Origin of the sequence: Streptomyces sp. F001 (assembly GCF_004187715.1) — a bacterium.
Lineage (GTDB): Bacteria > Actinomycetota > Actinomycetes > Streptomycetales > Streptomycetaceae > Streptomyces > Streptomyces flavusporus.
This window is the reverse complement of the sequence record NZ_QZWF01000028.1, coordinates 1-21,754: the sequence shown is the minus strand read 5'-3', so window position 1 is coordinate 21,754 and position 21,754 is coordinate 1. Positions and strand designations below refer to the sequence as shown.

The 21,754-nt window shown below is 70.2% G+C and carries 29 protein-coding genes and 5 pseudogenes; 10 read left to right on the top strand and 24 right to left on the bottom strand.

The genetic code is table 11. The features are described from left to right. Positions 1–94 precede the first annotated feature (94 nt). The 12 genes and pseudogenes from StrepF001_RS49810 to StrepF001_RS48855 form a co-directional block, all read right to left on the bottom strand. Positions 95–1,054 (bottom strand): GMC family oxidoreductase N-terminal domain-containing protein, encoded by a 960-nt coding sequence (locus tag StrepF001_RS49810; protein ID WP_129802965.1) that lies wholly within the window; start codon positions 1,052–1,054, stop codon positions 95–97. A gap of 376 nt (positions 1,055–1,430) precedes the next feature. Beyond that, positions 1,431–1,844 (bottom strand): hypothetical protein, encoded by a 414-nt coding sequence (locus StrepF001_RS45955; RefSeq protein WP_165396513.1) that lies wholly within the window; start codon positions 1,842–1,844, stop codon positions 1,431–1,433. A gap of 319 nt (positions 1,845–2,163) precedes the next feature. After that, on the bottom strand, positions 2,164–2,430 hold the full coding sequence (locus StrepF001_RS39520) for a hypothetical protein (protein ID WP_129802962.1): 267 nt from the start codon (positions 2,428–2,430) through the stop codon (positions 2,164–2,166). Beyond that, positions 2,427–2,636, bottom strand: a pseudogene (locus StrepF001_RS39515) (alkene reductase); the annotation flags it as partial. The gene StrepF001_RS39520 and the pseudogene StrepF001_RS39515, both read right to left, overlap by 4 nt. A 220-nt stretch (positions 2,637–2,856) precedes the next feature. After that, positions 2,857–3,024 (bottom strand): hypothetical protein, encoded by a 168-nt coding sequence (locus tag StrepF001_RS45950; protein ID WP_165396512.1) that lies wholly within the window; start codon positions 3,022–3,024, stop codon positions 2,857–2,859. Positions 3,025–3,660: 636 nt separating this feature from the next. Then, positions 3,661–3,984, bottom strand: a complete 324-nt coding sequence (locus StrepF001_RS48875; protein ID WP_240797894.1) for an acyl-CoA dehydrogenase family protein — start codon at positions 3,982–3,984, stop codon at positions 3,661–3,663. Positions 3,985–4,331: 347 nt separating this feature from the next. Further along, positions 4,332–5,045 (bottom strand): aldehyde dehydrogenase family protein, encoded by a 714-nt coding sequence (locus StrepF001_RS48870; protein WP_129802960.1) that lies wholly within the window; start codon positions 5,043–5,045, stop codon positions 4,332–4,334. Between the two features lie 236 nt (positions 5,046–5,281). Beyond that, positions 5,282–5,416 (bottom strand): hypothetical protein, encoded by a 135-nt coding sequence (locus tag StrepF001_RS49800; protein WP_276322878.1) that lies wholly within the window; start codon positions 5,414–5,416, stop codon positions 5,282–5,284. Beyond that, positions 5,413–5,697 (bottom strand): annotated as a pseudogene (locus tag StrepF001_RS39495) (aldehyde dehydrogenase family protein); the annotation flags it as partial. The gene StrepF001_RS49800 and the pseudogene StrepF001_RS39495, both read right to left, overlap by 4 nt. 151 nt (positions 5,698–5,848) lie before the next feature. Next, on the bottom strand, positions 5,849–6,157 hold the full coding sequence (locus tag StrepF001_RS48865) for an FAD-binding protein (RefSeq protein ID WP_240797893.1): 309 nt from the start codon (positions 6,155–6,157) through the stop codon (positions 5,849–5,851). Then, the gene (locus StrepF001_RS48860; protein ID WP_240797892.1) at positions 6,129–6,434 is read right to left on the bottom strand and encodes a hypothetical protein; all 306 of its coding nucleotides are present in this window, start codon (positions 6,432–6,434) and stop codon (positions 6,129–6,131) included. Before StrepF001_RS48860 ends, StrepF001_RS48865 begins: the two co-directional genes overlap by 29 nt. A gap of 350 nt (positions 6,435–6,784) precedes the next feature. Further along, entirely contained in the window at positions 6,785–7,141 is a 357-nt protein-coding gene (locus StrepF001_RS48855) for an FAD-dependent oxidoreductase (protein ID WP_240797891.1), read from the bottom strand. A gap of 558 nt (positions 7,142–7,699) precedes the next feature. On the opposite strand from StrepF001_RS48855, the gene StrepF001_RS39485 reads away from it, so the two are divergent. Then, complete coding sequence (locus StrepF001_RS39485; protein ID WP_129802959.1) at positions 7,700–7,900, top strand: SDR family NAD(P)-dependent oxidoreductase; 201 nt, start codon at positions 7,700–7,702, stop codon at positions 7,898–7,900. A gap of 280 nt (positions 7,901–8,180) precedes the next feature. Further along, positions 8,181–8,306 (top strand): hypothetical protein, encoded by a 126-nt coding sequence (locus tag StrepF001_RS49795; protein WP_276322877.1) that lies wholly within the window; start codon positions 8,181–8,183, stop codon positions 8,304–8,306. 36 nt (positions 8,307–8,342) lie between these two features. Here StrepF001_RS49795 and StrepF001_RS50245 read toward each other — a convergent pair whose 3' ends face one another. From StrepF001_RS50245 to StrepF001_RS39465, 9 genes and pseudogenes are all read right to left on the bottom strand, one after another. Then, entirely contained in the window at positions 8,343–9,158 is an 816-nt protein-coding gene (locus tag StrepF001_RS50245; protein WP_346656994.1) for an ATP-binding cassette domain-containing protein, read from the bottom strand. Between the two features lie 111 nt (positions 9,159–9,269). Further along, positions 9,270–9,545, bottom strand: coding sequence for an ATP-binding cassette domain-containing protein (locus StrepF001_RS49785; protein ID WP_276322880.1), 276 nt, complete (start codon positions 9,543–9,545; stop codon positions 9,270–9,272). 124 nt (positions 9,546–9,669) lie between these two features. Then, positions 9,670–9,768, bottom strand: a pseudogene (locus tag StrepF001_RS49780) (ATP-binding cassette domain-containing protein); the annotation flags it as partial. Between the two features lie 353 nt (positions 9,769–10,121). Beyond that, positions 10,122–10,421 carry a hypothetical protein gene (locus tag StrepF001_RS46635; RefSeq protein ID WP_206307088.1) on the bottom strand — a complete coding sequence of 100 codons (300 nt, stop codon included), beginning with the start codon at positions 10,419–10,421 and terminating at the stop codon, positions 10,122–10,124. A gap of 443 nt (positions 10,422–10,864) precedes the next feature. Beyond that, entirely contained in the window at positions 10,865–11,050 is a 186-nt protein-coding gene (locus StrepF001_RS48835; RefSeq protein ID WP_240797902.1) for a hypothetical protein, read from the bottom strand. A 145-nt stretch (positions 11,051–11,195) separates the two neighbouring features. Then, positions 11,196–11,306: pseudogene (locus StrepF001_RS48830) on the bottom strand (branched-chain amino acid ABC transporter permease); the annotation flags it as partial. Positions 11,307–11,459: 153 nt separating this feature from the next. Further along, positions 11,460–11,675, bottom strand: coding sequence for a hypothetical protein (locus StrepF001_RS48825; protein ID WP_240797890.1), 216 nt, complete (start codon positions 11,673–11,675; stop codon positions 11,460–11,462). A gap of 270 nt (positions 11,676–11,945) precedes the next feature. Continuing rightward, complete coding sequence (locus StrepF001_RS48820) at positions 11,946–12,116, bottom strand: hypothetical protein (protein ID WP_240797901.1); 171 nt, start codon at positions 12,114–12,116, stop codon at positions 11,946–11,948. A 35-nt stretch (positions 12,117–12,151) separates the two neighbouring features. Then, positions 12,152–12,676, bottom strand: a pseudogene (locus StrepF001_RS39465) (SDR family NAD(P)-dependent oxidoreductase); the annotation flags it as partial. A gap of 243 nt (positions 12,677–12,919) precedes the next feature. Here StrepF001_RS39465 and StrepF001_RS48815 point away from each other — a divergent pair. The 4 genes from StrepF001_RS48815 to StrepF001_RS39450 all read left to right on the top strand — a co-directional run bounded on the left by StrepF001_RS48815 (position 12,920) and on the right by StrepF001_RS39450 (position 15,969). Beyond that, positions 12,920–13,294 carry an alcohol dehydrogenase catalytic domain-containing protein gene (locus tag StrepF001_RS48815; protein WP_240797889.1) on the top strand — a complete coding sequence of 125 codons (375 nt, stop codon included), beginning with the start codon at positions 12,920–12,922 and terminating at the stop codon, positions 13,292–13,294. Then, the gene (locus tag StrepF001_RS39460; protein ID WP_240797888.1) at positions 13,237–14,364 is read left to right on the top strand and encodes a zinc-binding dehydrogenase; all 1,128 of its coding nucleotides are present in this window, start codon (positions 13,237–13,239) and stop codon (positions 14,362–14,364) included. The genes StrepF001_RS48815 and StrepF001_RS39460 overlap by 58 nt, the downstream gene beginning before the upstream one ends. Positions 14,365–14,915: 551 nt before the next feature. Further along, positions 14,916–15,212, top strand: coding sequence for a hypothetical protein (locus StrepF001_RS39455; RefSeq protein WP_240797844.1), 297 nt, complete (start codon positions 14,916–14,918; stop codon positions 15,210–15,212). Between the two features lie 172 nt (positions 15,213–15,384). Further along, a complete protein-coding gene (locus StrepF001_RS39450) occupies positions 15,385–15,969 on the top strand; it encodes a hypothetical protein (RefSeq protein ID WP_206307087.1) in 585 nt (194 codons plus the stop codon). Between the two features lie 359 nt (positions 15,970–16,328). On the opposite strand, the gene StrepF001_RS49775 is transcribed toward StrepF001_RS39450, so the two are convergent. Together StrepF001_RS49775 and StrepF001_RS46630 are read right to left on the bottom strand one after the other, a co-directional pair. Then, positions 16,329–16,460 (bottom strand): hypothetical protein, encoded by a 132-nt coding sequence (locus tag StrepF001_RS49775; RefSeq protein WP_276322872.1) that lies wholly within the window; start codon positions 16,458–16,460, stop codon positions 16,329–16,331. A gap of 168 nt (positions 16,461–16,628) precedes the next feature. Continuing rightward, complete coding sequence (locus StrepF001_RS46630) at positions 16,629–16,778, bottom strand: hypothetical protein (RefSeq protein WP_206307064.1); 150 nt, start codon at positions 16,776–16,778, stop codon at positions 16,629–16,631. Between the two features lie 139 nt (positions 16,779–16,917). Between StrepF001_RS46630 and StrepF001_RS50240 the strand changes: the two genes are divergently transcribed. Genes StrepF001_RS50240 through StrepF001_RS46625 form a run of 3 tightly spaced genes read left to right on the top strand, consistent with a single transcriptional unit; the run spans position 16,918 to position 19,264 of the window. Next, positions 16,918–17,874 (top strand): 2OG-Fe(II) oxygenase, encoded by a 957-nt coding sequence (locus StrepF001_RS50240; protein WP_346656993.1) that lies wholly within the window; start codon positions 16,918–16,920, stop codon positions 17,872–17,874. Then, positions 17,871–18,767, top strand: coding sequence for a hypothetical protein (locus StrepF001_RS48805; protein ID WP_240797887.1), 897 nt, complete (start codon positions 17,871–17,873; stop codon positions 18,765–18,767). Before StrepF001_RS50240 ends, StrepF001_RS48805 begins: the two co-directional genes overlap by 4 nt. 32 nt (positions 18,768–18,799) lie before the next feature. Further along, positions 18,800–19,264: a hypothetical protein gene (locus StrepF001_RS46625; RefSeq protein ID WP_206307086.1), complete on the top strand. Its 465-nt coding sequence runs from the start codon at positions 18,800–18,802 to the stop codon at positions 19,262–19,264. On the opposite strand, the gene StrepF001_RS39440 is transcribed toward StrepF001_RS46625, so the two are convergent. Further along, on the bottom strand, positions 19,173–20,357 hold the full coding sequence (locus StrepF001_RS39440) for a DUF6880 family protein (RefSeq protein WP_129802958.1): 1,185 nt from the start codon (positions 20,355–20,357) through the stop codon (positions 19,173–19,175). The two genes, StrepF001_RS46625 and StrepF001_RS39440, sit on opposite strands and share 92 nt — an antisense overlap. 351 nt (positions 20,358–20,708) lie before the next feature. Here StrepF001_RS39440 and StrepF001_RS39435 point away from each other — a divergent pair. After that, a partial coding sequence (locus StrepF001_RS39435) for a hypothetical protein (protein WP_129802957.1) occupies positions 20,709–21,754 on the top strand: 1,046 nt, incomplete at its 3' end.

Genomic DNA, 21,754 nt, shown 5'->3' with positions numbered 1-21,754 from the left:
GTCGCCGCGCCCTCGGGGCCACCCGCGGAGAAGGTGAGGACGGTCTGCAGGGGCGGGGTGAGTTCGCCGACCGCGTCGGCGTCGACCTCGTACGTCAGGTACACCATCGGGTGGTCGCGCAGGTTCTTGCCGACGCCTTCGAGGCCTGGACGACGGGGATGTCCAACTCGTCGAGGACTTCCGCGGGCCGATGCCGGAGCGCATGAGGATCGACGGGCTGCCGATGGAGCCGGCGCAGAGGACGACCAGGTCGGCTTCGAGGCGTGTGCCGTCGGCGAGGAGCACCGCGCGGGCCGTCGTTCCGTCCTCGGCGAACTCGACGCGGTCGACGGTCTGTCCGCCGATGACGGTGAGGTTGTCGCGGTCGCGGCCGGGGCGAGGTAGGCGATGGCCGAGCTCTGGCGGACGCCGTCGGCGCGGTTGAGGGCAGGGGGCCCGCGCCGAGGCGCTGGGAACCGTTCATGTCCTGGTGAATGGGGTGTCCGGCCTGCGCGCAGGCGTCCAGGAACGCGGACATGACCGGGCGCAGGCCCTCGCCTTCGGTGAAGCGCTGGATGTGGACGGGGCCGCCGGTGCCGTGCAGTTCGCCGCCGACCGGGTCGTCCTCCAGCTTCTTCAGGTAGGGCAGGACCTGGTCCCAGGACCAGCGGTCGTTGCCGAGGGCCGTCCAGCGGGCTAGGTCCTCGGGGGTGGGGCGCAGGGCGTTGGCGCCGTTGACGGACGAGGAGCCGCCGATGACCTTGCCTCGCAGGACGGGGACGACGCCCTGCTCCACGATGCCGAACGTCGGGCTGCCGTCGGCCGCCACGACCTCGTCGGTCGAGGAGTAGCCCCAGTCGTGCGTGGTGAAGCCGATCTGGTCGGCGTCGAGGACCTCCGGGGCGGTCTCCTCCGGGGGCCGGTAGTCGGGGCCTGCTCGATCAGCGTGACGAAGTTCGACGGGTCCTCGCTCAGCCGGGCGGCCAGGACGCCTCCGGCGGAGCCTCCGCCACAGACCACGATGCGACGTGACATTGCAACCTCTCTTCTCCGAGACGTTCGAGACATCGGTCACGGGTTGTTGCAGGGGTGGTGCCATAAAGGGCCGTTCACAGCGGCGGGCCGCGACCGCCTCCGCCGCCGCGCGTCCCTCGGCGACGGCGTGGGCGATGCGGCGCGGTACGACGCAGTCGCCGACCGCGCGGACGGTCTGGCCGTCGGCGGGGGCGTGGTCCGGGCGGCGCGAGCGGCGTTCGCCGACGGTGACGAGGAGGTCGGCGCAAGGCTGGTCTCCCGGCCGTCCAGGACGTTGCGCAGGCGCAGTTCACCGGCGGTGGTGGCCGTGACGGTCGTCATGGGAACGATCCGCAGGGGCGCACCGGTGAGCCGGTTCATCAGCTGGGTGCGGTTCTCCGGCGACAGTCCCGTCGCGAAGTCGGTTCCGGGGGTGATCACGGTGACTTCGCGCGCGCCGGCCGCCAGCGCGCTCTCGACGGCGCTGATGCCCTGCCACCAGCCGAATCCGTCGTCGAGGACGGCGACCCTGGACGCGGCCGGTACGACGTCGGCGTACCGGTGGAGGAAGTCCGTGCTGGTGACCGTCGGAAGCTCGCCCGGGACCGGACGACCTCCTCCTCGGCGCCGGTCGCGAGCACGATCTCGGAGTACTGCGCCAGTTCGGCGGGGGTCGCTGCGGTGCCCAACTGGACGCGTACGCCGAGGTCGGCGAGCTGGTCGCGCTGGAAGTCGACGAGTTTCTGCCAGCCGGAGCGGTGCGGGGCGAGTGCCGCGAGGTGGGCCTGGCCGCCGACTCGCGGAGCCGTGTCGAAGACGGTCACCTCGGCCCCGGTCCGGGCGAGCTCCATCGCGCACTCCATGCCGCGGGCCCGCGCCCAGAACGGCGACGGGACCTGTACGTGATCCGCCGGGTGAGCAGCAGGGGAACGGCAGGGCGGGCGGCCGCGCCCGGGGGCCGAGCTCGGGGTTGACGGAGCAGGAGCCGGTGGGTTCGAAGGTCCGGCAGCCCTCGTTGCAGCCGGTGCAGGGCGGATGGCGCGTTCCTGACCGGCGACGATCTTGCGGGCGACGTCGGGGTCGGCGATGAACGGACGCGCCATGCCGACGAGATCGGCACCGGATTCCAACGCTGCCCAATGTCGGCGGCCGACCGGAACCCCTGGCTGATCAGTAGCGGCACGTCGACCGCCGCGCGCAGCCGGCCACGGACGCGAGGAGCGGCGGGCGAGTGGTGGCCATGCTGGGGACGTAGGTGTTGCGGACGCCGGCGGTGACATTGGCGTACGTGAAGGGTGAGACGTCGTACAGGCGCGGCAGCAGCTCGACGAGATCGTCGAGGCCGAGTCCGGAGTCGACGCCCCCGACGTCCGGCTCCACCGACACCCTTACGCCGATGGGGAGTTCACCGATCTCGGTGCGGATCGCGTCGATCACTGGGAGAGGAGGGCGATGCGGTCGCCGTACTCGTCGTCCCGGGTGTTGTTGACGCGGGAGAGGAACTGCGCGAGCAGATAGCCGTGGCCCGCGTGCAGCTCGACGCCGTGGAAGCCGGCCTGCACGCTGTTCGCCGCCGATATACGGAAGGCGTCGACGACGCCTCGTACGTCCTCGGCGCTCAGCGGGTGGGGTGCGGTCGCCTCGCGGGGCGAGCGGACGGCCGCGGCGGAGACCGGTGCGTAGTAGGTGCCGGCTCCGAGGTCTCCCGGCCGAGGTGGACGAGCTGCGCGATGGCCACGGCGCCCCCTCGGTGATGGCCTCGGCGCGGCGGCGGACGGCGTCCTCGATCTCGGGGCGCCATGCTTCGGTCAGATAGCGCTTGCGGCAGCGTCGACTCGGGGGCCACTGCGGTACCCCCGGTGATCACCATGGCGGCCCCGCCCGGGCCAGGCGATGCCAGTAGGCCGCGTCGGACTCGGTGGGGGCGCCGTCGGCGACGGCTGCCATGGCATGGGCTGTGGCGACGAGGCGGTTGCGAAGGGTGAGACCGCCGAGGGTGAACGGCGCGGCGAGGTCGGGGTGGTGCGTCATGGGCTCTCCCTGCGTACTCAGGCGGCGGACGGGCCGGCGACACCGATGAGTCCGGCAAGTCGGCGCGGTGGCGGTCCGCGGTCCCGAACAGCACCTCGCTGCTGCGTGCCCGGCGCACGTACAGATGTGCCGGTGCTCCCAGGTGAAGCGATGCCGCCGTGCAGTTGGACGTATTCCGCCGTCGCCAGGCGAAGGCCTCGGAGCAGACCACGGCGGCGGCGCTCGCGGCGACCGCGAGCTGCGGCGACGCCACGGCCAGGCAGGCGGTGGCGTACGAGGAGGCCGAGCGTGCCGCCTCCAGCGCGACCAGCACATCGGCCAGCCGGTGCTTGACGGCCTGGAAGGAGCCGATGGGACGCCGAACTGATAGCGCTGGGCGACGAATTCGACCGTGGCGTCCAGCGCGTGCCCGCTTCCCCCGACCTGCTCGGCGGCGAGTGCGGCGCGTCCCGCGTCGAGGGTCGCCGCCAGCGGGTCCGCCTCCCCCACGGGTGTGGCGAGGGCGCCACGGAACTCCACCCGCGCCTGGCGGCGGGTCTCGTCCAGGACCCGGTGGGGTGTGCGCAGACAGGTCCCGTCGTCCGGCTCGCAGCTAAAACAGCCGTACGCCGTCGGGTGTGTGGGCCCGTACCACGATCAGATCGGCGTCGGACCCGTCGAGCACGAAGTCCTCCGCGCCGCGCAGCACCCAGCCGCGGCTTCACGCTCCGCACTGACGCGGCTCCCGTCGTCGTGGAAACCGGCCACGGTCGCGGTGAGCGTGCCGTCGCGATCCGCGGGCAGATAGCGCTCGCAGGCCTGCCGGTCCTCGCAGTGCAGCAGGGCGTGTGCGGCAAGGACCACCGTGGGCAGGAGCGGGGCGCAGTAGAGCGTGCGCCCCGACTCCTCCATGGCGACGGCGAGTTCGGCGAAGGTGTAGCCCGAGCCGCCGTACTCCTCGGGGATCGCCAGCCCGTGCACACCGATCTCACGTGCGAGCCGCGACCACAGCGCCTCGTCGTATCCGCGCGGGGTGGCCAGGTGCTTGCGGACGTCCTCGGGCCACTCGTCTCCGTGAAGAAGTCCCGCAGGACAGTACGCAGTTCGCGCTGCTCGTCGGTTTCCGACAGCAGCTGGGGGTCGATCTCGGGGTGGCGACGGTGCATGGGGGTCTCCATCGTGCTGGTACGAGCAAGAAGAGGGTTCAGCGCGTCCCGGGTCCGGTGCCGTGCGGAACGCCCTTGGTGACCGACTCCGGAAGCTCGAGGCCCGGGTCGATCGAGATGGTCTTCGTCAGCAGGAACTCCTGTACGGCGTCCGGTCCGTGCTCACGCCGAGCCCCGACTTCTTGAACCGCCGAACGGCGAGCCCAGATCGGCGGCGAAGGTGTTCACCGAGAAGGTGCCCGTGCGCACGCGCCGGGCCACCTCGAAGCCATGAGCTGTGTCCGCTGTGAACACCGAGCCCGCAAGGCCCAGTTCGCTGTCGTTCGCGATGCGGATGGCGTCGTCCTCGCCGCGGTGCGGGATGAGCGCGGCGACGGGTCCGAAGATCTCCTCGCGCGCCACCTTCATGTCGTTGTGGGCGTCGGTGACGAGGTCGGCTCGTAGTACCACCCGCGGTCCATCGTCGGTGGACGGCGGCCGCCCGCGGCGATCGTCGCGCCTCCTTGCGCGCCGTGTCGACGTATACTCGGTCCTGGCGCGCTGACGCGCGGTGATCAGCGGACCGACCGCCGTGTCGGCCTCCATGGGGTCACCGATCTTGAGGGAGGCGAATCCGTCGGCCAGGGCCTCGGCGTAGGCGCGGTACTGGGACTCCGGAACCAGCAGCCGGGTCTGGGCGACGCAGCTCTGGCCGAGTTGGTGCCGACGCTGGCGCCGATGAGGCGGGAAGGACGTCCTCCGTCTTCGCGTCCTCCAGAACGATGGCCGCGGACTTGCCGCCCAGCTCCAGCACGCACGGCCGGATGAGCTCTCCGCAGGCCGCCGCGATCCTGGCGCCCACCTCGACGGAGCCGGTGAAGCTGACCATGTCCACACCGGGGTGGCGCACGAGGTACTCGGACTCCGGGGCCCTGGCCGCGACGATGTTGAGGACACCGGCGGGAGACCGATCTCCTCGAGATCTTCGCAACCACGAACGTGGCAAGGGGGTTGGGTTCGGTGACCTTGACGACGACGGTGCAACCGCGATCAGCACCGGTCCGACCTTCTGTCCGATCGCCGGAAGCGCGAAGTTGTAGGCCGGGAAGGCGCGACCACGCCGACGGGTTCCTTCACGACCAGGCTGGACCGGCCATGGGGATGATGCTTCCGCCCGCCGACTTGCCCGCGAGTGAGGAGAGATCGCTGACCCGCACCTCGGCGGTCCGCAGGCTCCGGCCGATCTCGGCGGCGTAGTTGAAGCTCATGACGGGCGACACCGTCTGGTTAGACCTGCGACAGGAACAGGGTGCAGCCGAGCTCCTCGGTGATCATTCGGCGAGTTCGGCCCGTCGGCGTTCGATCCCGTCCGCCAGACGTGAGACGTAGTCGGCTCGCTCCGACGGGTGAGGCGGGGCCACTCCCCTGCGTCGAACGCGTGCCGGGCCGCGGCGACCGCGGAGTCGATGTCCTCCTTCGAGGCGGCCGGCACCCGTCCGATGCGCTGCTCGGACCTCGGGGAGATGATGTCGAAGTGGTCCGTACTGTCGGCCGTCCGCCATGCCCGTTGATGAAGAAGGCCTTGTGGTCGATGGGGTCAGTGAGTGCCATGATTCCCTCCCTGGCCGGCTCCCGGAGCCGGCGTGAACGAGGTGCGGGTCACGTGCGCTGGGCCGGTCGCGCGGCGGTGTCCGCGGCGGTCAGCCCGAAGACGAGGGCCGAGGCGATGCCGCCCGCGTAGGCGCGGTGCCACAGGCGCCGGTGTCCGACCCGGCCGCGAGGAGTCCGCGCAGCGGCCGACCGTCCTCGCCCAGCACGCGGGCGCGGTCGTCGATGCGCACACCGTGGAACGGGAAGGTGATGGCCGGGACCGTCTCGATCACGTAGTACGGCGGTTCATCCAGCGGGAGACGGTCCAGATCCCGGCCGGGCTTGGGCTCAAGCCCCGCCGAGGCGTGCTCGTTGAACTGCCTGACGGCGTCACGGACGACCTCGCGCGATACCCCCATTCCTCGGGGAGGTACGCCAGTTCGTCGAGGTCCTCGGCGAATCCGACGCGGCCGCTCTCTTGCTCGCGAGCCCGAACTTGTCGACGGCGACAGCCCCTTCGACGTACGAGCCGACGACCCAGTCGCGGAACACCCGGGCATCGGCGACGAGGAGACCGCGGCTCTCGGCCTGCTCCAGCAGGGCCATGGTGGTGAGGTGGTCGCCCTGCGTCTCGTCGGTGAACCGCTCGCCCTGCAGATTGAACAGCAGCGCGTGCTCGCTGTAGTACAGCGACATGTCGACGAAGTCAGCGGGATCGGCGAAGGGGATGCCGCTGGGGATGAGTGGCCGTAGAAGCCCGCGTCCTCGTACCCGGTGGCGGCGCCGGCCTGGGTGGCCAGACGGTAACCTCCGCCCCGGCTGTGGGGGTTGGACCGGAGCTCCATACGGTCGGCGCGGGGGTGCACATGAGCGGTGCGCAGGGCGTGGTCGCCCTGGAACCCGCCGGTCGCCAGGAGCGTGGCCGGGCGCGCGCCTGCCTGCGCGTGCCGTCGGCCGCCCGCAGGTCGCTCCGGCCACGGCACCGTCCTCGAGCAGCAGTCGTTCGGTTTCGGTCTCGAGCAGTAGCTCGCCGCCGTGCTCGAGGATCACCCGACGGCAGGTGTCGACATAGTGGTTGTGTCGAACTGGTGCCCGCGGCCGAAGCTGAGGATGGGCTGCGCGTCCTTGGCCTCCACCCCGAGGGAGCGGATCCAGGCGATGCCGTCATCGAACCGGTCCACCAGCGCGCGCTTGAGGGCGACATCTCCGCGCGGATTGTGGCGGTCCATGACGTCGTGGTCCGGCGCCGTCCACACGTAGCCGGCGAAGCGCGCGGAGCCGCCGACGTCCGCACCGACTTCGACGATCGTGACGGACAAGCCCTTCCTGACCGCACGGGCGCCGGCGGTCAGCCCTGCCATGCCCGCGCCGATGACCAGCAGATCGACGTCTCCCGCTTGCACGCGACTCTCCTCCTGCGAAGGGATCGGCTCCCCGGCGCGATGCGCCGGATTCCGCCTGACAGCCAGCCAGCTAAACCGAATCCGATTCAAAGCGCAAGGAGTCGCACGGATCAACGCTCCGACTCCGATCAATAGGCTTAACGCCCAGATTCCCTGAGGCAAGAGGTCTGGAGCGATCCAGATAATTGACACAAGTTCAGTTTGGTTTCAGATTGAGGATCGCGTGACACCGTGTGTATCGACCGGTCCGGCAAACCCGACTCGCCACTCTCGAAGGAGAGAGCACATGGAAACTCTCGACGGCAAGGTCGCATTTGTGACGGGTGCGGGCCGGGGCCAGGGCAGGACGCGGTGGACTCGGTCGGCTGTCCGCCGGCCACGAGCGACGACCTCAGGGGGACCGTCGCGCAGGTCGAGGCACGTGGGCGTCGCGCCCTCACGGCACCACGGACGTACGCGACCTCGGGGTGCAGAAGGTCGTCGACGCCGGCCTCGCCGAGTTCGGCGGATCGACATCGTCTGCGCCAACGCATCGGCTCGTGGTCGACCAGCTGGGAGATGTCCGAGCAGGTGTGGAAGGACATGTTCGACGTCAACCTCACCGGTGTCTTCAACACCGTCCGCGCCTCGCTCCCGTCCATGGTGGAGCGGGGTGAAGGCGGCTCGGTCGTCCTGACCAGCTCGACGGCAGGCCTGCTCGGCTATCTCAAACACGGCGCACTGCACTGCAGCGAAGCACGGGCGTTATCGGCCTGCTGAAGGTGCTCGCCCAAGAGCTGGGCCGCACCATATCCGGGTCAACATCCGGGTCAGCATCCGGGTCAACGCGGTCTGTCCGACCACGGTGAACACGCCGATCATCGCGAACTCCCCGGCCTTCGAATCTTCACCGCCCCACACCACCAACTCGCCGAGGACCATGAACCCGTGGCGCGTTCCCTTGCACCCCAAGTCCCGCCCGGTTCGCGTCCGTGGACCGGGTGGCCGAGCCGCCGGTTCCGTGTTCGTCCAGGGAGCGGCGCTCTGGCTGGAGTGCCGGATGTCCGGAGGTCCCGCCGGCGACCACGCCATCGCGCTCCTCGAGATCGACCGGCTCTCGCCGTACGCCACGGCCCCCCCGGTTGTCTTCCACGCCGGCACCTTCACGTCCCTGGCGAAGAGCTGACGGGCTGCGGGTCCATCGCGAACGCCCCCGAGATCCTCACCGGACGGGACCGCACCGGAGGTCACAAGACCGGCTCAGCCCTGCACGGCGGCCACCGCGGCGTCGTCCTTCCCGTCGAAGTAGGCCCGTTCCGCGCGAGCCAGGAACGTCAGGTCGGAGGGCTCGCCGCGGACCGCGATCGCACCCTCGTGCAGGACGGCCACCTCGTGAGCGGCGGACGCGGCGCGGGTGAGCGGACTGCTCCAGCAGGACGACCGTCATGCCCTCGTGGGCGAGCCGGCCGAGGCGGCGTACACCTCGTCGACCATCGCCGGGGACAGGCCAAGCGCCGGTTCGTCGACGATGAGCAGGTCGGGCCGTGCCATCAGGGCCCGGCGATCGCAAGGATCTGCTGCTCACCTCCGGAGAGCCAGCGGCGGGTACGCCCATCCGCTCACGCAGCCGCGACGGCAGCCACTCGGCGGTCTCCGCGAGCCGCGCCCGCAGATCCGCGCCCCTGATGCCTGCCGCGTACGCGGCGACCTCCAGGTTCTCGCGCAGGGAGAGCGTCTTGAAGAGGGCACGGCCCTCGGGCACCAGTGCGGTGCGCAGGTCTCCGTCGGCCTCGCGCCGGCCGCGGGTGGGCCGGAGCGTGCCGTGCAGGATGCGGCCCAGCGTGCTCTTGCCCGCGCCGTTGGCGCCGACGATACCGACGATGCTGCCCTGGGTGATGGCGAGGTCGACCCCGCGCAGCGCGGTCACTCCGCCGTAGGCGTGGTCCACACCGTCGAGCCGCACAACGACGCGTTCCGTACCGTCCCTGTGCGGGAGTTCGCCGCGCGTGCCGCCCTCGCCGAGGTAGGAGGTGCGCACCCGGGGTCGTCCAGGACCTTGCCGGGCTCACCCTCGCCGATGGCCGGCCGAAGTCGAAGGCGACCACCCGGTGGGCGACCGCGAACAGGTCGTCGAGCACATGGTCGATGATCACGATGGCGGTTCCACGTCGCTGTTCCTGCACGATCTGCCGCGCCAGCAGGGTGCGCTCACCGCATCGAGCCCGCCGAACGGCTCGTCCAGGATGAGCAGTTCGGGCTCCTCCGCGAGCGCCCTGGCCAGGTCGAGACGCTTGTGCAGGCCGAACGGAAGCTCGGCCGGGTAGCGGTCCGCGACGTGCGTGAGGCCGACCCGGTCCAGCAACTCGGCGGCCCTGGCCCGATTCTGCGCGGTGATCCGGCGACGGGTGCAGAGCACGTTCTCCAGGACGGTCAGCTCGGGGAACGTCTCGGCGTGCTGGAAGGTGCGCCCGATTGCCGAGCCTGCGGCGGGCGGTGGCGCGCGACCTCAGCAGGGGCTTGCCGTCGTACTGCACGCTGCCGGCCACCCGCCCGCCTCCGACGAGTCCGGACAGGACGTTCAGCAGCGTCGTCTTGCCTGCCCCGTTGGGGCCGATGATCGCGAGGGTCTCCCCGGCCCGTACGGACATCGAGGCGCCCTCCAGCGCCCTGAGGCCGCCGAAGGTGACGGTGACCTCGTCAAGACGCAGCAGCTCGGGGGCGTTGATGAAGGGGCGGGGACGGGCTCGATGAACGGCTCGGTCGGGTCCGCCAGGGCCGGGGGATGCGACGCGGACCTGCGCAGCAGTCGGCGGACCACCTTTCCCAGGAAGGGCACCACTCCACCCGGCAGGACCAGCAGCACGGCGTATGAGCACGAGCCCCTGGAGGATCGGCTGCGGTATCCCGGCGCTCTCGGCGGCCGTCGGGGACCAGGTCAGGTACGCCCCACCGACGACCGCGCCCAGCAGGGTGCCCGCGCCACCGAGTATGCACGCGGCGATCAGCGAGATCGCCAGCGCCAACGAGAACGGGTCCGGCTGACGAAGCCGACGACCAGGGCCAGCAGGACACCCGCCAGCGCCGCAAACGCGGCGCTGACCGCGAAGGCCAGAGCCGACTGGGCCTCCGGCGCGATGCCGATCGAACGGGCCGCCATAGGGTGGGACTTGGCGGCGACCAGCCGCATCCGCAGGGAGCTGGGCCGGGCCAGCGCGGCCACGCCCAGTGCGATCCCGGCCGCGCCGACGGCGATGTACTGCGCCTGGGTGCCGGCACTGGCGAGCGTGCCAAGCCCAGGCACTGTCCAGCTTCTCCATCGGAATGCCCTGGTCACCACCGGTCACACTGGTCCACTGGCCCATCACCTCCAGCGACACCATGGTGAACGCGAGTGTCAGCAGGGCCACGTACAGCATCGAGAACCGCGCGCCCACGCCCCCAGAAACGCCCGAACGCCGCACTGCACCCCATCGCGCCGAGCACCACGAGCTCCAGCGACCAGCCGTGCGTGCTGCCGTACGCCGCGAAGTAGGCACCCATGGCGAAGAACGCGGGATGGGCGATCGACCAGATGCCGGCCCAGCCCGCAGCAGATTGACCGAGATGACGAGGACGGTGTAAACCGCCGCGAGCCCTACGGAGTACGCCTGGTAGGGCGGAACGGCTCCGGTAGTGAGCACGGCGATAAGCACGGCCGCGGCGAGTGGACCGAGCGCCGCCCTGGCGATGGTGGATCGACTGACGTCAGACATGGACCGCTCCCTCAGACCCGCTGGAACGTGCGTACACCGAACAGCCCCTGAGGCGGATCAACAGCACGAGAATGGTGAACGAGAAGACGAACGTGTCGCGATAGCCGGCCGAGACGTAGACCGCGGCCAGGTTGTCCAGCACGCCCACCGTCAATCCGCCGATGACGGCCCCGTACATGCTGGTCAGACCGCCGAGGAAGATCCCGGCGAAGGCCCGGAACAGCGGTGCGCTCAGCACCGTCGGCACAAGTCCGGCCCGGGGGCGCGTACAGGAAGGCGCCGAGCGCGGCGAGGCCGAGCCCGAGCGCCCAGGCGATCCGGGCGATGCGCTGCGAGCCCAGGCCGAGGATCTGCGCGGTGTCAGCGGACTCGGCGACGGCGCGCATGGCGGAACCGATGGTGGTGCGTCCGAAGAGATACGCCACCAGCGCCATCGCGACGGCCGCCACTGCGATGGTCAGCAGGCTCTGCGTCGGTATCGCCGGTCGCCGAACGAGACCGATCCCTCGACCAGGCTCGGGAAGAGCCGTGGCTGGTCGTCCCAGACCGTGCTGATGACGCTCTCCGCAATGAGCGAGACGCCATCGTCATGACCAGCGCCGAGAGCAACTCCCCTGCGCCAGCGGCCTGATCACCGTCTCACGGGCGACCAGGCCGATGCTGGCGGTCAGTACGATCGCGGCCGCGGCGGCCAGCAGCAGCGGCAGGCCGCTGTCGTACAGCGTCAGCGATGCGTACAGCCCGACGGTGGCCAGGCTGGCGAGCGCGAAGTTCACCACGTCCGTCGCCCTATAAATGATCACCAGCCCCAGTCCATCAGGCCGTACACCGCACCACTGGCGAGACCGCTCACCAGGACGAGCAGAAACTGATCCACGTCGACCGTCTCCTCGCGCCGGACACCCGCGCGCGGCACCTCGGCGCCTCATGAGCGCATTGCAAACTGAACTCAATTTGAGAACCGTAGGTACCGGACTCCAGGTGGGCAATACCCGTGCACGAGTTGATTTCTGCGCGCCTTCGGCCACGGCGAGAGCGGGGCAGCTCGAGCAAACTGCAGCCGATCAGGACGATCAGGTCGTAAAACGACCGCCATTGGCGAGCAGCACCGCTCCGACCAGGTTCGCCGCCGCATCGCTCGCCAGGAACAGGGCGATGTCGGCGATCTCCTCGGGCGTCGCGTACGGGCGGACCCCCGGGTCGGCGAAACCGGTGCGCAGAGCCGCGGGGGTACGTGCCGCCATGCCGGTCTCCGTCGGACCGGCGCGACCACGTTCACCCGTATCCCGGACGCGACGACCTCCTTGGCCACGGCCTGACTCAGGGCGTGCACGCCCGCCTTGGACGCGGCGTAGTGCGGATAGCCGACGGGCGCATCGAAGGCCGACGAGGAGCCGATGACCACGATCGCTCCCGCCTCGGCAGGCCGCATCGCCCGCACCGCGGCGCGCAGCACATGGAACGTGCCGTCCAGATTGACGCTCATGACGCGTCGCCAGGCGGTGTCGGCGAGCCGGTCCGTCACCCTGATCCGACACCCGTCGACCAGCGCATCCGCAATCCACTGCTTGACGTCCGGGTCGTCGACTCCGGCGGCGTGGACCACGATGTCGAGCTTCCCGTGCTCCCGCAGCACGCCCTCGACCGCCGCGTCGACCGCGGTCGCATCCACCACGTCGAGCGCGACAGCCCGGCCGGTGGGCAGCTCCTTGGCGACGACCGAGGCAGTCTCGCGGTTCAGGTCGGCGAGAACGACTGCTCCCGCCCCCTCGGCGGCCAACTGCCTGGCGACAGCGGCACCCATGCCCGATCCCGCGCCCGTCACCATCGCGACCTTGCCCTCGAACCGACCCTGCGTGTGCCTGTGTTCATCCTCGCGCTCCCTCTCGATACTGAATTGACTTTGTTTCTGTTACCGTCCGCCGTGGTCGGGCTGACAAGACCCTGGGGTGACGCATGAGGGCGGTACGGCTGACAGCGTGGGACGGAAGCCGGCGCTCGCCGAGGTCGAGCGACCGGTCCCCGCGAGTCCGAGGTTCTGGTGCGGGTGGAAGCCGCAGGGCTGTGCCACTCGGACATCCACGTCGTGGACGCGTCCCCAGGAGCCCTCCCCTACAAGCCGCCGTTCACCCTCGGTCACGAGGTCGCGGGGCACGTCGCGGCCCTCGGTCCCGACGCCGACGGGCCGACGGTCGGTGAACGCGTCGCGCTCTACGGACCGTGGGGGTGCGGCGCCTGCGCCCGCTGCGCCGCGGGCCGGGACAACTACTGCGACCGACGCGACAGCCTCGGCTGGCACGGGGTCGGACTGGGCCTGGACGGAGGGATGGCCGAGTACGTCCTCGTCCCGTCGCCCGCCATCTGGTGCCGATCGGCGACCTGCCGGCTGATCAGGCTGCACCCCTGTCGGATGCAGGCCTGACCTCGTACCACGCCGTCGCCGGAGTACGCCATGCCCTCGGAGACGGCACCACCGCCGCCGTCATCGGCGTCGGCGGTCTCGGCCACCTGGCTGTCCAGATCCTCCGCGCAACCACTCCGAGCCGCGTCCTCGCGGTCGACATCCGCGAGGAGGCCCTCGCGCTCGCGCACCGGTGCGGAGCACACTTCAGCACCCTGTTGCAGGGGAACACCGCCCATACGCTGAGGGCACAGAGCAGCAACGTGGGAGCGGACGCCGTGCTCGATTTCGTCGGCAACGCGGCTTCGCTGGAACTCGCCGTCGACATCCTGCGCCCAGGCGGGGAACTCGCGGTCGTCGGAAGCGGCGGCGGGCACCTGACGGTCCGTAAACCAGGTGTCCTGCCTTCCGGCTTCCGGCTGTCGCTGCCGTTCTGGGGCAGCAGGCACGAGCTCGTAGAGGCCGTCGCACTGGCACGCTCGGGGGCATTGCACGTCGACACAGAACAGTTCCCACTGTCCGCAGCGGCAGAAGCGTTCGCCCGACTCCGCCAAGGACAGGTGCGGGGCGGGCTGTGCTCATGCCAGGCTGACAGGCGTCGACGGCATCGACCAGGTCCTGCTGGAGGCGCTGTTCACCCAGGCGCCGTGCAGACCGCTGCCCGCGCGGAGAAGCTGCAGGCCAGACCCAGAATCGTATTTTCGAGCAGAACACCCATACCTCGGGTTCCGGACATGGGTCGCCGCTCCCGGCCCACTCCCGGTGGGAGCACGGGTGACCAGCGGCAAGAGCGCAAGCGCATGACCCGAGGCCCACTCGATCGACGAGGAGCTGTGGATCGCAAAACGGGCACGGACGGGAACGCGCGCGCAAGGAATCGCATATGTGCGCAGCCGCCCGAGTGGGAGCAACCGGACAAGGGGACGGGTGGGAGCGTGCTCCCACGTGCCGCTCCCACCCGGGAGCGCGGGAAAAGCAACGAGGGGCCGTTCGGAAAACGACCCCTCATCTGCGACTTTCGAATGTTCGAAAAGTCGGGACGACAGGATTTGAACCTGCGACCCCTTGACCCCCAGTTGTTGAGTCACTGAGCGGCGCGCGACGGGTCGTTCTTCGAGGCCACCGTCAAGCGTACTCGGCCGAGTAAAGGAGTCTGCGTCTCCTGGCTCCGCCTGGCATCCGCGAGATCTTGTCGCCGCACATGCGCCGCGGCACCGCAGAGGACAGCGGCACCTTGAGGACCTGAGCACCTCCGCGAACGTCTTCATCACTGGGCGCGGTGGATCCGATCTCGGCGAAGTGGGATTCTCCTCGAACAGAGTGTGCAGGGCCCACCCTCGCGAACACGGGACGAGATCTTTTACGGCCCCCGATCTATGCGCTGGTCGATGCGGTGCACCTCGGCCATGTCACGGGAGGTGCTGGAGTCGGCGAGACCCGTGAGTCCGTCGACGGCGACGGCGTGCCCATCCCGCGCCTACCAACCCTCCCGCTGCCTGGCACCCCGATCAAGGCACGCCCAGGAGGCAGGCCCGCCTGACCTGCGCGGACGCATGTATCAGCACCCATAACTACACGTCGCCCTGCCCGAGCGATACCTAGTGCTAAGAATAGGAGTATTCTTTGGTACCAGGAGGTAGGTGTGAACATCACGGATGAGAAGCGGCGCGGGGCAACCCGAACGACGGCGCCCTTGAAGGTTGATGCGGCCATAGACGAGCTGATCGCCGACGGTGCGCACTTTCTCGGCATGACCAAGAAGGACCTCGTCGCCGAAGCCGTGCGCGTCTACCTGGAGATCCGCCGCGAAGAGGTCCGGGCGAACATGCTCGAGAAGATGCGCAAGCTCGACGGAGGGCTGGAATCGAGCGTCTCGCTGCTGACCGGGCTGTCGCCTGAGCGCATCAAGGAACTTGGCGGAGTGGGCGAGGACGACTGATCCGTGCACCCCGCCCGTCCCACCCTCCGCACGCTTCGCGAGGACCTGAAGCTACCGCTCCCCTCCGCCCGCCAGCCCCTCGACGAGATCGACCACCCCATCCTGTCCAAGGCCCGGGAACAGTTCGCGAGGACGAGGCAGGCCATGAGCGGATCCGTCCATCGACGACGAGGTGCTGTTCAAGGTCAAGGTCCAGCGCTGGCGAGGCGCGGTCTGGGCTGAAGAGGACCCTGCCCTGGCTGGTCGCTGCCGGACAGCGCGAGGACGGCTCGGGGACGACTTCTATGCCGCACTCGAAGCCGACGCGAAGGCCGCACGCGCCCGCTACAACAGCGAGCACTCCAAGCCGCTGCCCGGCAGGACCTACGTCGGTCACCTCCTGCCCACCCAGAACGGCTACGACCGGTACCAGCTCGAAGCAGGCACCCGGCTCGTTCGCCGCCTGGCCTCTGTCATCAAAGATCTGACCCGCGGCTCGCTCCACGACGGGTACGAACACCCTGCCGACTTCCCCACTTTCCGCCTCGGCATCCTGGCCCGCGCTGACGACGGCCACGAAACCTATGCAGCCGTACGCATCACCGGCTCCGTCCCCGACGACCTCGCCGCCGTCATCCTGCGACATGTTCCCGGTTGCGACCCCAAGGCATGGTTCCCCGAATACGCCCTGCCCAGCCGCCCGCTCCTCCCCGCCGAACAGGCCTGGTCCACCCTCATGGACCCCAAGGCCGCCGCCCAACTCCTCGACGAAGATTGACTGGCTACACCCTGCCTATGCCTGAGGACACTCGCGACTTGATCGTTCAGCGCGGGTGAGGGGCAACTGCGCTGCCTCGGGCACCGGTTCGTCCCAGGCCACGTCGCGTACCTCGGCATCCTTGCCGTCATCGGCCACGCCGCCCCGCCGCTCGGCTACGGCATCGTAAGCGTCTGGAGTCGTTTGTCGGCTTCGCCCGGCCCGAACCGGCCGGGTCGAAGTCGGCCACCGAGTCGATGTCGAGCCACTCCAGCATGTTCTCGAGGCAGGCGCCGCAGCTCGCTGCGTGGCAGACGGACGAGGAGCCCCGCCAGGACGGCCCGATCCGCGAAAGCGAACTTGACCCTGGCCGAGCCGAGTTACCGGTGTAACACGATGAGCTGGTGGCGTAGGGCGAGGATTTCGGTGTCCTTGGCATAGCCGTCCATAGGCGGCAGGCGCAGAGCGGCGAAGGTGTTCGTGACGGTCAGACAGACGAGGCGCCACAGCACGAGCGATCAGCATGCCAACGGATCCACCCGTGCCCGGCAGCCGGGGTGACCTGCGCGGACGAGGTTTCCGGCACCCGCAATATGTCGAGCAGCGCCGCAAGGATGGCGACGAGCGGCTCCACATCGTCGACGGCACAGCACTGTTCGACCCCGAGGACCTCGCCCCCGTTACCCGATGGCCTGCGGGCCACAATCGGCGCGGCGTTCGGGTGACGCGGTCTCGATGCCCTCGCGCGGCACCTGCCCGCTCGGCGGGCGCGCTTTCAGGTCGAGCTGATCACGGTGCAGGAACCCGATCTCCTCGAAACCGAAGCACACCTGTCCCTGCCTCAGCCGCCGATCACCGCTACTGCCTGCAGATTCGGGTCTGACCGCGCCCCGGAGCCGGGAGCTCACCTGGCGAACGCCCCGCGGCCGGCCGTCTCCGGTCTCCCCGGGCAATAGGATCGGGCCGAGGGTGGCACACCGGACGGGTCGGAGAGCACGCGTAGCGGGGAATGCGAGGGAACGGCTGGCTGAGCTGCTCGGTGGGGCGAAGTCGGCGGGGGCCTTCAGCGCCCAGCTCAAGGCGCCCGCGCACGGTCTCAGGCTCGAGGTGGCCGGCGTCGGGCCGGTGAGTCTTCCGCTGCGCGCGCCCCAGGCGAAGAAGCTGATCGCGGTGGCGCGCCCGGCGTTGTTCGGCCGGGGCGAGGAGACACTGAGCGACACCGGCGTCCGCGACACCTGGCAGATCTCGCCGGACCAGATCACCCTGGCCGGCCCCTCGTGGTCGGCGCTGCTGAGTGGCGCGCTGGAGCATTTCCGGGACGAGCTCGGGCTCCCGGCGACAGCCCGGCTGCGGGCCGATCCGCATACGCTGCTGGTGTACGGCAAGGGCCAGTTCTTCCTCCCCCATCAGGATTCGGAGAAGGACGACGCGATGGTGGGCACGCTGGTGCTCTGTCTGCCCTCGGCGCACACCGGCGGAGAACTGGTCATCGAGCATGCCGGACAGCACAGCACCTACCGCGCCTCGAAGACGGAACTGACCCTCATCGCCTTCTACGCCGACTGTCGACACGAGGTGACCCCGGTCCGGTCCGGGTGCCGGTGCCCTCACCTTCAACCTGCTCGCCGAGCCCGGGACTTCGGCTCCTGCCTCCGGCCCGCTCCCCGAGCTGGCGCGCTGCCTGGACCAGCACTTCGGCACGCCCGCCAAGCCGCGCTATGCGTTGCGGGACCTCGACCCGCCGAACCGGCTGGTGTATCTGCTCGACCACGAGTACACGCAGCGGGGCCTGAGCTGGGAGCGGCTCAAGGGCGCCGACGCCGAGCGCGCCGCGCTGCTGCGCGCCGCCGCCGGACAGGCCGACTGCGAATCGGTGCTCGCCCTCGCCGAGGTCAAGCAGACCTGGGACGCCTACCCCGCCGGTGACGCCCCTGGGACGACTACCACGGATACGACGAAGACGACGAGTACGAGGACGAGGACGACAGCCCGCGACCGACGACGACTACGTCGTCCAGGACCTGATCGACGACGAGATCACCCTCGACTGGTGGACCGGCCCGGACGACACCGGCGGCGCGCCGATCTCGTTGTACGTCCACGACTACGAGGCCTGCACCAGCACCCCAAGCGCGGACCTCACCCCCTACGAGTCCCAGTACGAGGGCTACATGGGCAACTACGGCAACACCCTGGACCGCTGGTACAGGAGGGCCGCGGTCGTCGTGTGGCCGCGCGAGCGCGCGTTCGCGGCGCGCGGCGAGGCCGGGCCGCGGTGGGCCCTCGAGGAACTGCAGGGCCGCATCCAGCGAGGAGACCTGGACGGCGCACGCACCGCGGCCGAATCCCTTGCACCGTTCTGGAAGCACACCGATGCCCAACCCGAGCTGCTGGAGGGCGCGTTGCACGTGGCCGCGGGCCTGGGTGTGGCCGAGACCGCGGCGATGCTGCTGGAGCCGTTCCGGGTGAACGCACTGGGACCGCAGCACGCCCATGGGCTGGCCGCTGCGGTCGAACGGTACGGCACCGTGTGGCTGCGCCAGGTCGTCGGCGGCTGGTTCGGCCCCCGGTACCGCTACGAGCCACACGGGTACAAGTGGACCGAGAGGCTGCCGGACCTGTGCACGGCGCTGCGGTCCTTGGGCCGGCGGGGACAGCGGCAGCGCGGCTGCTGCCCACCGGGACCTGGATCGCGGTGGACGAAGACCTGCGACAGTGGACCGCGACCGGGCCGGCCGAGATCCGCCGCCCCGACTGGAGCAGCTGGGCCTGCCGCTGCAACACCTCCTGCAGGCGGCCGACCAGGAACAGCGGACTGAGAGCCTGGCCGTGCTGCGCCCAGGCGGACACGGTGCTGGAATGCCTGATGCCGATGCTGCGCCGCGCGGCGCAGGCGCAGGCGCTGCCGACGGACACCCGGCGCGCGGCGGGGCTCGACACGGTCGCGCGCGACTGCACGGGCCGGCTCCGCGCGATCGTCGCACGACAACTGCGTGCCGCGGACGACTGGTCGATCGCCTGGATCGGCTGCGGCTGCGACCTGTGCGCCACCCTGGAGACGTTCCTCGCCTCCCGCTCACGGCGTGTCCTCGAATGGCCGCTGGCCAAGGACGGACGCCGGCACGTACACACCAGGATCGACTCGGCCGGTCTCCCGGTGCTCCACCAGACCAGACGGCAGGGACGCCCGTACACCCTCGTACTGACCAAGACCGAGCAGCTGTTCACCCGCGAGCAGACCGCCCGTCGCCAGGCCGAAGCCGACCTGACCTGGCTGACCTCGACCTGGAACACCCTCCCCGCCGGGCCGCGTTGAGCCCGTGGGACCTTGTCGGCGCATGCGATGAACCGTCAGCCATGATCTCGAGCCGGGACAGGCGCTGTGGGTGCCCGGCCCGCAACGGAAGACGGCGGTCGTGAAGCAGCGCACCGCCATACATACACCAGCTGCGTCGTACGGCATGGGGTGCCCACTCAGCGAGGCCGGCTTTGTCCAGGCGGGCCAGGAAGCTGGTCTTGCGGCGGTGTTCGGCACGCAGGCCGTGCACGTAGTCGGTGAATTCCGGCTCGGTACCGAGCTCACGGTGGACATCGCGCAGGGTCTTCATGTGGCGGACGGCGTACTGGTAGCGGTACTTGTTGCCACTCTCACCGAGATAGAGGTCGATCAGTCTCCGGTACGGGACGACACTGTCGGCCGGATGGACTGGCCGCCACTCGGCGAGGAGGTCCTGCAGGACGTACGTCGACAGGGCGTCGAGATGCGCTGTCGCTGTCTGCCATGCCTCTTCGGCCAGGCCCTCCGCGCGCAGGCACGCGATCAGTTCGGTGACGTGGGCGGGGTTCTCGGCCAGCCGGACGCGCATCAGGTCCAGGGCCCAGATGACCGTCTGCGGGCTGTCGAGCTGCCGGGCCGTCGCGGCCAGCGCGGCCAGCGCGGCCAGCGCAGCGAACGCGGAGGCGAGCGGGGTGCGGGCGAAGACGTCCCGGCGCACCGACAGGGCTTCCTCTCGCTTCCCGCCGGCGATGAGGAGTGCCACGAGCTCGTCCGTGAGCTGGGGCTTGAACGGGCTGGCGGGGTGGGCCTCCAGCCCGCGGCGTGCCCAGTCGGTGGCCTCCGCTTCGCGGCCTGCGGCCCGGAGCACGCGGACGATCTTGACGTACTGATCGGGTCCGGTCAGTGACCGGGCGAGCACCTCGACGTAGTGGTCGGTGTCGCCGGAGATCTCCGCGAGCTGTTCCCGCAGATGCCGCACGCCGAAGGCGGTGCCCCAGTCGTCGGCCCGCTCGGGGTCGTCGGCGCGCTGCTCGACCAGGTCGGTCAGCTGCCGCACACCGCGCTCCCCCAGGGCGGGGGCGAAGTGGGCCAGGGGGATGTCGAACACCGTGGCGGCGATCCAGTTCGCCAAGGCGCGGGGATCCTTGGGCGGGGCCGCCGCCAGCGCCTGGGCGTAACGGGCCGTCAGTGCGCGCAGGGCGTCCCCCTCCGCTACCGGAGGAGTCGTCCAGGTACATCAGGGCCCGGGTGACCCGGTCCACCGCCGTGCGCAGCCGACGGGCCGCCTCGGCCGCGTTTCCGGTCTCCAGCAGGCGTCCGGCCGCTTCGTCGACGGCCCACGCGGTGGCCACGTACTCGCGGTCCCGGCGTACGGACCGCGTCGCCGGTCGCGCCGCAACCCGTCAACCAGCTGCTGAAGGGAGGTCTCCTCGCTCATGGGTCCATCTCAGCACGCCTTGGGGCGCGGGTAGGGTTGCGGGCCGTGAGCGAGTACCAGTACTACGAGTTCCTGGCCGTCGACCGACCTCTGGATCCTGCACAGTTGCAGCAGGTCCGGTCCCTGTCCACCCGGGCCACCATCTCCCCGACCCGCTTCGTCAACGAGTACCACTGGGGCGACTTCCGCGGTGACACCACCAAACTGGTCGAGCAGCTCTACGACGCCCACCTGTACTACGCGAACTGGGGCAGCCGCCGCCTCGTCCTCCGTCTGCCTGCCAACGTGCTCCCGGTGAAGACGGCCGCCGCCTACGCCATGGAGGAGGCCCTCACCGTGTGGACCCGCTCCGGCCACACCCTGCTCGACTTCTCCCTGGACAGTGAGGACGGCGAGGAATGGGACTTCGAGACCTCTCTCGAGCTGTCCTCCCTGATCGCCTGCGCGCCGAACTCGCCACCGGTGACCTGCGCCCGCTCTACCTCGCCTGGCTGGCCGCCTCACCGTCTGGGAACTGGCCGAGGACGACGAGGAGGAGTATGCCCGCGAGATGGAACGCCGGTCCCCGCAGGCCTGGCCGAACTCACCGGCCCACAGCGCGCCCTGGCCGACTTCCTGAAAGTGGACCCCGATCTGCTGACCGCCGCAGCCCAGGCGAGCGAGCCCGGCCCCGCACCGGGCCCGGACCGGCGCGAACTCGCGGCATTCATCGCATCTCTGCCGGCGAAGGAGAAGGACAACCTGCTCCTGCAAGCCGTCCTGGGCAGCAGCCCACAGCCTGGACCAGAGCTACTGGCCCGCTACCACTCCACTGCCACTTCCGCCACCACCGCCCCGCCCACATCGCGCCGCAGTGCCGCCGAACTCCTCGACGCGGCCTACCACTGCCGCACCGAACGCACCCGCGCGAGTAGGAGACCCACCGCAAGACCGTCGAGGAACGCGCCCGCGCCGCAGCCCAGGCCGCCAGCGACACCTGGGCGGCCGACCGGACACGGCTCGGCCCCTCGTCCGCGGGCCGGGCAGGATGGGGTCATGCGTCATACCACGGCCGTTCGCCGTCTCCGTACGATCACCGACGCCTGCCACCG